Annotated in this window: 10 protein-coding genes and 1 riboswitch; of the genes, 6 read left to right on the top strand and 4 right to left on the bottom strand. The window is 72.9% G+C overall.

Translation table 11 applies throughout. From position 1 onward, the window contains the following. Positions 1–4: 4 nt before the first annotated feature. The 5 genes from ACILRH_RS18115 (at position 5) to ACILRH_RS18095 (ending at position 6779) form a co-directional block, all read left to right on the top strand. Entirely contained in the window at positions 5–760 is a 756-nt protein-coding gene (locus ACILRH_RS18115; protein ID WP_395695457.1) for a MerR family transcriptional regulator, read from the top strand. Between the two features lie 163 nt (positions 761–923). Then, on the top strand, positions 924–1391 hold the full coding sequence (locus ACILRH_RS18110) for a bifunctional nuclease family protein (protein ID WP_395695456.1): 468 nt from the start codon (positions 924–926) through the stop codon (positions 1389–1391). 324 nt (positions 1392–1715) lie between these two features. Beyond that, entirely contained in the window at positions 1716–2312 is a 597-nt protein-coding gene (locus ACILRH_RS18105; protein WP_395695455.1) for a MerR family transcriptional regulator, read from the top strand. A 44-nt stretch (positions 2313–2356) separates the two neighbouring features. After that, positions 2357–2452, top strand: a riboswitch (glycine riboswitch). A gap of 83 nt (positions 2453–2535) precedes the next feature. Continuing rightward, on the top strand, positions 2536–5433 hold the full coding sequence (gcvP, locus tag ACILRH_RS18100; protein ID WP_395695454.1) for an aminomethyl-transferring glycine dehydrogenase: 2898 nt from the start codon (positions 2536–2538) through the stop codon (positions 5431–5433). Further along, the gene (locus tag ACILRH_RS18095) at positions 5430–6779 is read left to right on the top strand and encodes a serine hydrolase domain-containing protein (protein WP_395695453.1); all 1350 of its coding nucleotides are present in this window, start codon (positions 5430–5432) and stop codon (positions 6777–6779) included. The genes gcvP and ACILRH_RS18095 overlap by 4 nt, the downstream gene beginning before the upstream one ends. Here ACILRH_RS18095 and ACILRH_RS18090 read toward each other — a convergent pair. Together ACILRH_RS18090 and ACILRH_RS18085 are read right to left on the bottom strand one after the other, a co-directional pair. Beyond that, positions 6776–7567 (bottom strand): Ig-like domain-containing protein, encoded by a 792-nt coding sequence (locus ACILRH_RS18090; RefSeq protein ID WP_395695452.1) that lies wholly within the window; start codon positions 7565–7567, stop codon positions 6776–6778. The two genes, ACILRH_RS18095 and ACILRH_RS18090, sit on opposite strands and share 4 nt — an antisense overlap. A gap of 163 nt (positions 7568–7730) precedes the next feature. Further along, positions 7731–8258, bottom strand: coding sequence for a hypothetical protein (locus tag ACILRH_RS18085; protein ID WP_395695451.1), 528 nt, complete (start codon positions 8256–8258; stop codon positions 7731–7733). Positions 8259–8414: 156 nt separating this feature from the next. Here ACILRH_RS18085 and ACILRH_RS18080 point away from each other — a divergent pair, with 156 nt between their 5' ends. Then, positions 8415–9290, top strand: coding sequence for a CHAD domain-containing protein (locus ACILRH_RS18080; protein ID WP_395695450.1), 876 nt, complete (start codon positions 8415–8417; stop codon positions 9288–9290). Here ACILRH_RS18080 and ACILRH_RS18075 read toward each other — a convergent pair. After that, the gene (locus tag ACILRH_RS18075; protein WP_395695449.1) at positions 9259–10647 is read right to left on the bottom strand and encodes a metallopeptidase TldD-related protein; all 1389 of its coding nucleotides are present in this window, start codon (positions 10645–10647) and stop codon (positions 9259–9261) included. The two genes, ACILRH_RS18080 and ACILRH_RS18075, sit on opposite strands and share 32 nt — an antisense overlap. Next, positions 10647–12170 carry a TldD/PmbA family protein gene (locus ACILRH_RS18070; protein ID WP_395695448.1) on the bottom strand — a complete coding sequence of 508 codons (1524 nt, stop codon included), beginning with the start codon at positions 12168–12170 and terminating at the stop codon, positions 10647–10649. Before ACILRH_RS18070 ends, ACILRH_RS18075 begins: the two co-directional genes overlap by 1 nt. Positions 12171–12230: the final 60 nt, after the last annotated feature.

The raw sequence follows: 12230 nt of genomic DNA, 5'->3' as shown, positions 1-12230 counted from the left end.
CCCGATGACCGAGGCCTCGGCGTCCGCCGCCACGTCCGGGTCATCGACCTCCCGGGCCCGGATGAACATCGGGGAGGTGCTCGATCGGCTGCGCCCGGACTTCCCCGGCGTGACGATCCCCAAGATCCGGTTCCTCGAGGACAAGGGCCTGATCAAGCCGGAGCGCACCCCGGCCGGCTACCGCAAGTTCAGCGCCGACGACGTGGAGCGGCTGCGCTACGTGCTCCGCATGCAGCGCGACCACTACCTGCCGCTGCGGGTGATCGGCGAGCACCTCGACGCCATCGACCGCGGCCTCGAGCCGCCGCCGATCGACCCGGTCGTGCCGACCGTCCCGCAGGTGGCCCTGGCGGCCGACGGGCTGCCGAGCGCCGAGTCCTTCCAGCGGCGCGACCAGCTGCGGATCTCGCGTCGCGAGCTGCTGAAGATCGCCGAGATCTCCGAGGAGCTGCTCGGCGAGCTCGAGCGGTTCGGGCTGATCTCGGCGCGTCCGGGCACCGGCCACTTCGACAGCGACGCGCTCGTCGTCGCCCGGACGGCGCGCGAGCTCGCCGACTTCGGTCTCGAGCCGCGGCACCTGCGCGCCTTCAAGACCGCGGCCGACCGCGAGGTCGGGCTCGTCGAGCAGGTGGTCGCCCCCCAGAAGGCCGGCCGCGACCCCGCTGCCCGCGCCCGCGCGGAGGAGACCGTCTCCGAGATCGCCGCGCTCTCCGTGCGCCTGCACGCCACCCTGGTCAAGATCGGCCTACGGTCCCGCTGAGCTCGATCGACCGGGTGGATGAATCCCCGGTCAGCCGGGGATTCATCCGGGGTTGTCAGGCTTCTCATGACGTTGTCGGGGGTTGCAACGCCTGACAACGTCAGGTTCTCCCTGACCGGCTCGGCAGGGATCGAGGCCCACCTCCCGGGGGTACTGTGGGCACGTGCGCGAAGTCGATGTCATGGGAGTCAGGGTCGAGATGCCCTCGAACCAGCCGATCGTGCTGCTGCGCGAGGTCGCGGGGGAGCGGTACCTCCCGATCTGGATCGGCGCCGTCGAGGCGACCGCCATCGCGTTCGCCCAGCAGGGCGTGGTCCCACCGCGCCCGCTGACCCACGACCTGCTCAAGGACGTGCTGGAGGCGACCGGCAACGAGCTCGCCGAGGTGCAGATCACCGAGGTCAAGGACGGCGTCTTCTTCGCCACCCTGGTCTTCGGCTCCGGCGCCGAGGTCAGCGCCCGCCCCTCGGACTCGATCGCGCTGGCCCTGCGCACGGGCACGCGCATCGTGTGCGCCGAGGAGGTGCTCGACGAGGCCGGTCTCGCCGTGCCCGCCGAGCAGGAGGACGAGGTCGAGAAGTTCCGCGAGTTCCTCGACCAGGTCACGCCGGAGGACTTCGAGTCGCGCTGACCGCCCGTCCGGGCCAGCTTCCGCGCCGGCCGAACGCACCCCCGCCCTGGGGTCGTCAGGGGAAATGTGCAGACACGCCGGGGGCCGCCTCGGCGTGTCTGCACATTTCCCCGGTCGACCGGTGAAACGGACGCCAGAACTCTGACCCTCAACCTGAGGGTGAGGGTTGCGACACGCCGAGGCTCCTCTTTGACGGCCCCGGGATCGGCGCCTACCTTGAAGTGTCTCTGTTGTAACTCCACCGCTGTGGTGCCCGGCTGTCTCGGGTCGCGCGGCACCTTCCCCCGGCAGTTACGCACAACGGAGTAGCCCACGGAGGACCGTGTGAACGAGAACGAGCAGCACACCGAGAACGCCGAGGTCGCCGAGGCCACCGCTGCGGCCGAGGAGCAGGGACTGCTCTTCACCGACGACGTCTCGCCGCTGCCCAGCGACACCGGCTACCGCGGGCCGACGGCGTGCAACGCCGCCGGGATCACCTACCGCCAGCTCGACTACTGGGCGCGCACCGGGCTGATCGAGCCCACGGTCCGCGGCGCCAAGGGGTCGGGCTCGCAGCGGCTCTACTCGTTCCAGGACATCTTGCTGCTCAAGGTCGTCAAGCGGCTGCTCGACGCCGGCATCTCGCTGCAGCAGATCCGCACCGCCGTCCAGCACCTGCGGGCCCGTGGCACCGAGGACCTCACTCGGGTCACGCTGATGAGCGACGGCATCTCGGTCTACGAGTGCACCAGCAACGACGAGATCATCGACCTCCTGCAGGGCGGCCAGGGCGTGTTCGGCATCGCGATCGGCGGCGTCTGGCAGGAGATCGAGGGCACCCTCGCCGAGCTGCCCAGCGAGCGCACCGCCGAGGCCGACGAGGCGCCGGCGCCCGGCGACGAGCTCGCCGCGCGGCGCGCCGCCCGCAAGATCGGCTGAAGGTTCGGCGCCGGGGCGCGGTCGGGTAGATTGGGCCGCGCCGACTATCCCGCGCGGGAGAGTCCCCACGAGCCCGGTGGGGACGCCGAAGGGGCAATTCCTCCCCGGAACCTCTCAGGCACCCGGACCGCGTGGGTCAGGCAGCTCTGGAGCGAGCAGGACAGGACGTGACAGAGGGGGAGGCACCCGTACGTCGTCCGACGACTCCGAGGAGCCCCCAGGCATGGCCGAGCACCTGACCCCCTCCCACCCCGACGCGGCAGCACCGGACGGCGCCCTGCCGTTCGTCGACCGGCACATCGGACTGCGCGACGCCGACGTCGCCACGATGCTGGACCGCCTCGGCTTCGACTCTCTCGACGCGCTGATGGCGGCCGCGGTGCCCGGCGGCATCCGATCGAGCGCCGAGCTCGACCTCCCGGCGCCGCTGAGCGAGGAGGAGACCGCCCGCGAGCTGCGGGCGCTGGCCGCGGCCAACCTGTCGGGCGAGGCCATGATCGGCCTGGGCTACCACGCGACGATCACGCCCCCCGTCATCCGGCGCAACGTGCTCGAGGACCCCAGCTGGTACACCGCCTACACGCCGTACCAGCCCGAGATCTCCCAGGGTCGGCTCGAGGCGCTGCTAAACTTCCAGACCGTCGTCGGCGACCTCACCGGGCTCCCGACCGCGAACGCGTCGCTGCTCGACGAGGGCACCGCGGCCGCGGAGGCCATGACGCTCGTGCGTCGTGCGCTCCCCCGATCCAAGGGGGGCAAGGCGAGCGGCCCCTTCGTCGTCGACGCCGACGCGCTGCCCCAGACCATCGAGGTCGTGCGCACCCGCGCCGAGGGCCTCGGCATCGAGGTGGTCGTCGCCGACCTCGACGACGGGTTGCCGGACGCCATCCTCGAGCAGGGCCTGTGCGGCGTGCTGGTGCAGTACCCCGGCGCGTCGGGCCAGGTGCGGGACCCGCGCCGGGTCATCGAGCAGGCCCACGAGCGCGACGCGCTCGCCGTGGTCGCCGCCGACCTGCTGGCGCTGACGCTGCTGGAGTCGCCCGGCGAGCTCGGTGCCGACGTCGCCGTCGGCTCGACCCAGCGGTTCGGGGTCCCGCTGTTCTACGGCGGCCCGCACGCGGGCTACATGTCGGTGCAGACCGGGCTCGAGCGGCACCTCCCGGGCCGCCTGGTCGGCGTGTCCGTCGACGCGGAGGGCCGCCCGGCGTACCGCCTCGCCCTGCAGACGCGCGAGCAGCACATCCGCCGCGACAAGGCCACCTCCAACATCTGCACCGCGCAGGTGCTCCTCGCCGTGGTGGCGAGCATGTACGCCGTCTACCACGGGCCCGAGGGTCTGCGGGGGATCGCGACGCACGCGCACACACTGGCCGCCCGGGCGGCCGCGTCGTTGCGACGCGCGGGCTACACCGTGCCGACCACGGCGTTCTTCGACACCTTCACCGTCCAGGCCCCCGGACGCGCGGAGAAGATCGTCGCCGCGGCCCGGACGGAGGGGCTGCAGCTGCGGCTGGTCGACGCCGACACCGTCGGGCTGTCGTTCTCGGAGGTGAGCGGGCCGCACACGCTGCGCGCGCTGCACGCCGCGTTCGAGGTGGTGCCGGCCGAGACCGAGCCGGCCGACGCGCTGCCGGCGGCGCTGCGCCGCGGCACGCCGTACCTCACCCACGAGGTGTTCCACCAGCACCGCAGCGAGACGCAGATGCTGCGCTACCTGCGCCGGCTCTCGGCGCGCGACTACGCCCTGGACCGGGGGATGATCCCGCTCGGCTCCTGCACCATGAAGCTCAACGCGACGACCGAGATGGAGCCGGTGTCGCTGCCCGGCTTCGCCGACCTGCACCCGTTCGCACCGGCCGAGGACGCCACCGGCTACCGGCAGCTGGTCGCCGACCTGGAGGGCTGGCTGGCCGAGGTGACCGGCTACGACCGGGTCTCGATCCAGCCCAACGCCGGCTCGCAGGGCGAGCTGTCGGGCCTGCTGGCGATCCGCGCGTACCACCACGCCCGTGGCGACGTCGACCGCGACGTCTGCCTGATCCCGTCGTCGGCACACGGCACCAATGCCGCCTCCGCGGTGATGGCGGGCATGCGGGTCGTCGTCGTGAAGTCCGGCCGCGGTGGCGAGGTGGACCTCGACGACCTCCGCGCACGCTGCGACGAGCACGCCGACCGGCTGGCCGCGATCATGGTCACCTACCCCTCGACGCACGGCGCCTACGAGGACTCGATCACCGAGCTGTGCCGGATCGTCCACGAGCACGGCGGCCAGGTGTACGTCGACGGCGCCAACCTCAACGCCCTGCTCGGCTACGCCCGGCCCGGTGAGTTCGGCGGCGACGTCTCGCACCTCAACCTGCACAAGACGTTCTGCATCCCGCACGGCGGCGGCGGTCCGGGCGTCGGGCCGGTCGCGGTGCGCGAGCACCTGGCGCCGTACCTGCCCTCGCACCCGATGCACCCCGAGGAGTCCGGCCGCACCGGCATCGGCCCGGTCAGCGCGGCGCCGTACGGCTCGGCCGGCATCCTGCCGATCTCGTGGGCCTACATCCGGCTGATGGGCGCCGAGGGTCTGACCCGGGCCACCGCGGCCGCGGTGCTGTCGGCCAACTACGTCGCCGCGCGCCTCGGCGAGCACTTCCCGGTGCTCTACCGCGGGCACGGTGGGCTGGTCGCCCACGAGTGCATCCTCGACCTGCGCGGCATCACCAAGGAGACCGGGGTGACCGTCGACGACGTGGCGAAGCGGCTGATCGACTACGGCTTCCACGCGCCGACCATGTCCTTCCCGGTCGCGGGCACGCTGATGGTCGAGCCGACGGAGTCCGAGGACCTCGGCGAGATCGACCGGTTCGTGGACGCGATGATCGCGATCAAGGCCGAGATCGACCGGGTCGGTGCGGGGGAGTGGACGCCGGAGGAGTCGCCGCTGCGCGGTGCCCCCCACACCTCGCGTGCGCTCGTCGGCGAGTGGGACCGGTCCTACTCGCGTGAGCTCGCGGTCTTCCCGACCGGGATCGACCCTGACAAGTACTGGCCGCCGGTGGCGCGGATCGACCAGGCGTACGGCGACCGGCACCTGGTCTGCGCCTGCCCGCCTCTGGAAGCATTCGCGGAGTGACGGTCTCCGACCACACCGCCCACCGGCTGCTCGCGCGGCTGGCGCACGCCCAGGCGACCGGGCGCTACCCGTCGGTGGTGGCGCGCGTCGTCCGCGACGGCGAGCCGGCGTGGTCGGGGTTCCGGGGCACCCCGGAGGCGATCGGCCACGACCCGCACGACGTGCAGTACCGGATCGGCTCGATCACCAAGACGATGACCGCGGTCCTGGTGCTCCAGCTGGTGCGCGACGGCCGGGTGTCGCTCGACGAGCCGGTGTCGGTGGTGCTCGGCGACCTGGGCGGCAGTGCGTACGCCGACCGGACCGTCCGGACGCTGCTCGCCCACTCCTCGGGCATGCAGTCCGAGCCGTCGGGCGCCTGGTGGGAGCGGACGGCGGGGGTGAGCTTCGCCGACCTGCTGGCGGCCAACGACGGCGCCGGCGCGGTGTTCGCGCCCGGTGAGCGCTTCCACTACTCCAACCTGGGGTACGCCGTGCTCGGGGAGCTGGTCGCCCGGCTCCACGGGACGACGTGGTGGGACGCGGTCCGCTCCCGGGTGCTCGAGCCGCTCGGCATGGGCCGCACGTCGTACCTGCCCGAGGGCGCCGCGGCCCAGGGCCGGTCCGTGCACCCCTACGACGGAACGCTCGCCGACGAGCCGTCGACCGACACGGGGGCGATGGCCCCCGCGGGGCAGGTGTGGTCGACAGCGGCGGACCTGGCGACGTACGCCGTCTTCCTCGGCCGCGGGCACGCCGACGTGCTGGACGACTCGCTCCTCGCTCGCGCGTTCGGGCCGCAGGCGGGCGCGCCCGAGGACGGGCTCGGTGCCGCGCACGCCCTGGGCTTCCAGCTCGTCGCCGGAGGATCGGGCACCCTGGTCGGCCACAGCGGGTCGATGCCGGGCTTCCTGGCCGCCTGCTTCCTCGACCGCGCCCGGCGCACCGGGGCGGTCGTGCTCGCCAACGCGACGAGCGGCTACTCGCCGGTGGCGCTGGCCACCGAGCTGCTCGACGAGCTCGAGGCGTGCGAGCCCACCGTGCCGGAGGCGTGGGTGCCGACGGTGGAGGTGCCGTCGGTCCTGGCCGGCGTGCCCGGCGTCTGGCACTGGGGCAACACGCCGTTCGTGTTCGCGCTCGAGGGCCGTGACCTGGTCGCACGCCGTGGCACGGTCGAGGCCTACCGCTTCGCGGTCACCGAGGCCGGTCGCGTGGTCGGCCGGTCCGGCTACCACGCGGGCGAGGAGCTGCACGTGGTGCGTCGCCCCGACGGCACGGTCGGACACCTCGAGGTGGCGACGTTCGTCTACACGCGCACGCCGTACGACCCCGACGCGCCGATCCCGGGCGGGGTGCCGGGCTCCTAGCGGCGGGCGAGGGCCGCGAGGCGGGTGTAGCGAGCAGGAAGCAGTCCGACAGTCGACGCGGCCTTCGGCCACATGGCCGGCAGGACGGAGCTGCAGTCCCCGTGGTGCGGCGAGCCGTGGTGCCGCGGCCGGTGGCCGAGCCGGATCCCCTGGACCTTGCCGTGGGCGACGATCCCGAACGACGTCCGGTCGTGGATGACGGCGAGCCACTCGATCGAGCGGTGGTGGACCTTGGCCGACACGGTGGCACCGGCCCCCACCCTGCGCTCGGCGTCGATCTCGCAGGAGCGGGGGGCGACGGCGACGAACTCGATGGTCCGGTCGTTGTGGTTCGTGATCCGCACCCGACCTGCCCGACGGTCGGGGACGACGTCGACGGGCTCGGTCGGCTGGACGGTGATCGTCAGCCGGGCCGGGGTGAGCCTGGTGTGGTTGCAGACGTAGTAGTCCACGACGTACGTGCCGTGCGCGCGGAGGCTGGTGAGGACGACGAGCTGGCCGGCGGGCCCGCCCCACGTCGACGCGTCGACGACGCGCACCGGGGGCTGCCGTGGCGACGTGAGGTCGGCGACCGGGAGCCGGCACACCGCGAGGTCGTCGCCGCCGGGGTCGCTGTCGTTCGCCAGGACGTCGACCGTCGCCGCCCCGCCGGGCCACATGGTGACAGCGTCGTCGACCACCACGGGGGCGTCGTCGGAGCCCTGGGCGCCGGCGGGTGCGGTCACCGAGAGCGGGAGGAGGAGCAGGGTGGCGAGGAGGGCCGAGAGCCCGAGATGCCGAGGGGTCACGGTGGCACCGTAGGGCACCCAGCGACCTGCCGGGCCGGTTCCTCCGAACCGGGCGAGCGGTCGGGAAGTGCGACGTTTGGTCACCAACCGCAGATCGGGAGCGCTCCCACCTGCGGTTGGTGACCAAACCTGCACCGTTTCCGAGCACCGGTCGGAGCGCCGGTCAGGCGATCGGCACCTTGGTGACGGTCAGCCGGTAGGCGAAGGCAGTGCCGCAGGTGAGCGGCACGGTCTGCTTGCGCCAGGTGAGCCGCAGGCCGGTGTCCAGGCTGCGGTGGAAGCCGGTCGAGGTGACGTGCTGGCCGGCGTCGTCGAGCTCCTCCTGCACCGGGATCGGGTCGCCGACCCGTCGGGCGGTCCCGGTGATGACGACACGGTGCCCGGCGACCTTCATCGCCGCGCGCACGCGGCCGCGGTCGAGGAAGCCGTCGGGGTCGCGGCGGTTGCCGCCGACCTGCTGGTCGCCGTCGCCGACGAGGACCTGCATCTCGTTCACGAACAGGTTGTTCTCGTAGAGGCTCGCGAAGACGTCGCGGCCCCGGACGCTGCCGGTGCACTCGACGACGATGCCGCGCTCGTGGGTGGTGGTCGTGGCGGAGGGCTCTCCGGCCTGCGCCGCGCCGCCGATCCCGAGGGGGACGGTGGTCGCGACGACGGCCAGGGCGCCCGTGATCAGCTGGGTGCTGCGCATGACGTTCTCTCCTGTGGGTCGGTGTGATGACAGGGGGAGTACGCCGCAGCGGTGGCCCCGGTTGCACGGATCGCCGGGAAATCGCAGCGCCGGTGGCGACACCGGTTCCTCCGGGTGTTCACCCGCGCGTCACGGGCCGGGTGTAGACACAGGACCATGGCCAGCAGCTCCCCGCCGACGACGGCCGCTGACCTGCTGCACGCCCGCTTGGCCGCCCAGCTCGAGGCGCTCGACCGGGAGCTCGTCGCCGTCCGTGCCGGGCATCCCGAGGGCGTGCACCAGGCGCGGATCGCGAGTCGCCGGCTGCGCTCGGCGCTGGCCACCTTCCGATCGCTGCTCCACGCCCGGACGACCGATCCGTTGCGCGTGGAGCTGCGGTGGCTGGGGCTCTCGCTGAGCGACGCCCGGGACCGCTACGTGGTCGGCCAGCGGTTGCTGCAGCTGCTCGCCGAGGAGCCGGTGGGTCTGGTCGCCGGGCCGGTCGAGGCCCGGGTGCGCGCGACGTACCTCGCCCCCACCGAGGTCCCCGGGGCGTTGGCGTCGGACCGGTGGCGGGCACTGCGCGTGGCCCTCGGGGACCTGGTCGACCGGCCACCGTGGACCACACGCGCGGACCGGCCGGCGGACGGTGTGGCGCGCGCGCGGGTGCGGCGGGAGGTCGCGCGCGTGCACGACCGGTACGACGCGCTCGCGGTCGCCCCTGACCACGACCTCGCGATGCACGACCTGCGCAAGGCGGCCAAGCGGTTGCGCTACGCCGCGGAGACCTGGGAGCCGGTGGGTGGTGCGGACGCGGCGCGCGTGGTGGCGGCGGCCAAGACGCTCACCAGCCACCTGGGGGACCGGCAGGACACGATCGTCAGCCGAGCCCACCTCGCCGCGCTCGCGCGGGCGGCCGAGGCCGACGGCGAGCAGACGTTCACCTACGGCCGCCTCCACGCTCGCGAGCAAGAGCGCGCCGAGTCCCTCGACGCGGCCCTGCCCACGCTGTGGGACGCGTTCATCGAGCCTGCGACACGCTCGACATGTTGAAGTCCGGGACCCGCAGGGCCGGCATCGCGGTCCTGGAGAAGTAGTCGTCGCCCCACTCCCGGCTGAACGCCGGCACCGTGGCCGAGGCGTGCGTGAACCGGTTGAGCAGGTCGACCGGGCTCTCGTTGAATCGGAAGTTGTTGACCGCACCGGTGATCTCGCCGTCCTCGACGAGGTAGACACCGTCGCGGGTCAGGCCGGTCAGCAGCAGCGTCTGCGGGTCGACCTCGCGGATGTACCACAGGCAGGTGAGCAGCAGGCCGCGCTCGGTGCCGGTGACCAGGTCGTCGACGGATCCGGTGGCGCCCGCGACCGACAGGGCGAGGTTGTCGACGTACGGCGTGACCGGCTGCGCCGTCATCGCGGCGGTGTGCCGGGTCTGCACCAGGGCGCTCAGCTCCCCGTCGCGGACCCAGTCGGTGCGGCCCAGGGGGAGCCCGTTGTCGAAGACCGAGGTCTCGTTGCCCGACCGGGTCGCCAGCACGAACGGCAGGCACTCGCTGCCGGGGAGAGCGGGGTCGGAGAAGAGGTGCACCCCCTCGCGAGCCACGCGCTGCCCGATCCGGGTCCCACCGGCCCGGCTGCTGTAGACCGACTGGCCCTCGTGGGCGACCCGGGCGCCGGCGGACCAGTAGGCGTCGATCATCAGGTCAGCGACGGCGGTGGGCGGCAGGATCGTGTCGTAGCGGCCGGCGGGCAGGTCGACCGAGCGCTCGGCCCAGGCCAGTCGGCGTTCCAGCTCGGCGTCGATCGCGAGCGGGTCCACGTCGGTGAAGTCGCGCGTCGCGGCCCCGACCCAGGCGCTGCGGGTCAGGTCGGCCGACTTGGCGGTGCACCCGACGTGACCGGTCGGCTGGACGTGCCGCAGCCGGAGCCCGGTCGACGAACCGAGGTACGACGTGGTGGTCTCGTGGTTGACGAACCCGTAGAGGACCCGTCCGGCTTTGCCGGCACGTCCGAAGGCCTCGCCGAGTGCCGGCGCGACCTCGTCGTAGACGGAGATGCCGGTGGGCACGGTCGGTTCGTCCCAGTCGGTCGAGACGACGTCGCGCACGAGCTCGGCCGCGTCCTCCGCCGCGGCGGCATCGCGGGCGGCACCGTCGGCGACGCGGACCAGCTCGGCGACGTCACGGGCGGTGGTGGCGCTGCCGGCGGCGGAGGCCGTCGCGGTCCCGACGAAGGAGATGGCGGTGACGTCGACCGATGTCATCACCCCGTTGGTGGTCAGCGTGTTGTTGGCCCAGCGCAGGTTGGCGCTGCTGGTCTCGCGCACGACGACGACGCAGTCGTCGGCGGTGGAGCACGCGAGCGCGTGCTCGACGAGGTCCTGGGCCCGGGGTGCAGGAGCGGTGGTCATCAGCGACCGGCCTCCTCGGTCGTGTTGAGGATGCGGACTCCACGGAACAGCGCGGTCGGGCAGCCGTGGCTCACGGCCGCGACCTGGCCCGGCTGGGCCTTGCCGCAGTTGAACGCGCCCCCGAGGACCCAGGTCTGCGGACCCCCGACGGCCTCCATCGACCGCCAGAAGTCGGTCGTGGTGGCCTGATAGGCGGCGTCACGCACCTGGCCGGTCAGCTCGCCGTCGGTGATGCGGTAGAACCGCTGGCCGGTGAACTGGAAGTTGAAGCGCTGCATGTCGATGCTCCACGACTTGTCGCCGACGACGTAGAGGCCGCGCTCGACCCGCCCGATCAGCTCCTCGGTCGAGGGGCCGTCGGCGGCCGGCTGGAGCGAGACGTTGGCCATCCGCTGGATGGGCACGTGCCCGGGCGAGTCGGCGTAGGCGCAGCCGTTGGAGCGGCCACCGTTGAGCTCGGGGTGCAGCTGCCCCATCGCCCGGTCGAGCTGATAGCCGACGAACACCCCGTCCCGGACGATGTCCCACCGCTGGGTCGCGACGCCCTCGTCGTCGTACCCGATGGTCGCGAGCCCGTGCTCCACGGTGCGGTCGCCGGTGACGTTCATGACGCCGGAGCCGTACTGGAGGTTGCCGAGCAGGTCGGGGGTGGCGAACGAGGTGCCGGCGTAGTTCGCCTCGTAGCCCAGGGCGCGGTCGAGCTCGGTCGCGTGCCCGATCGACTCGTGGATGGTGAGCCAGAGGTTCGACGGATGGATGACCAGGTCGTGGGCACCGGCCTCCACGCTGGGGGCCTTGAGCTTCTCGGCGAGCAGCTCGGGGACCTCGTCGAGCTCGTCGTCCCAGGCCCAGGCCTCGTCGGGGCCACCGACGAGGTACTCCCACCCGCGCCCGACCGGCGGCGCGATGCTCGCCATCGAGTCGAAGGTGTCGGCTCCGGCCCCCATCGCCTCGAACCCGGGGAAGAGCCGCACCCGCTGTTGGGTGGTGCGGGTGCCGGCGAGATCGGCGAAGTACTTGCACTCGTGGACCTGCAGCAGGTGGGCCGACGCGTGGTCCACCGCTGCGCCCGTACGCAACCGCTCGGTCCACTCGACCAGGACCGCGGCCTTCTCCGGCACCGGCACCTCGAAGGGGTCCAGGCGGTACGACGAGACCCACTCGACGTCCTCGTGCACCGGCTCGGGCGCGATCTCGACGGGGGAGCTGGTCATCTCCGCCGCGACCCGCGCGACGGCGACCGCGGTCTCGGCGACCCGCACCGCCTCGTCGGTCGTGAGCACGACGCCGGCGGCGAACCCCCAGGCACCGCCGTGGATCACGCGGACCGAGAACCCGAGGTCCTCCTGGTCGGTCGCACCCTGCAGGACGCCGTCGCGTGCCGTCAGCTCCTGGTAGCGCACCCGCTCGAAGCGGAAGTCCGCGTGACTGGCGCCCAGCTGACCAGCCCGGGTGAGGGCGGCGTCGCCGAGGCTGCGATAGGGGAGTGCGGTGAAGGTCGCATCGATCGCCGGACCGGACATGCGCCGAACCTACCCGACCCCACCGGGTCGTCCTGCCTGGGTTTCCGTGAGGTCGTTGGA

This window comes from Nocardioides sp. (assembly GCF_044226765.1).
In the GTDB taxonomy this organism is placed as follows: Bacteria; Actinomycetota; Actinomycetes; order Propionibacteriales; family Nocardioidaceae; genus Nocardioides.
The sequence above is the reverse complement of the archived record's forward strand: the minus strand, read 5'-3'. Positions and strand labels throughout refer to the sequence as shown.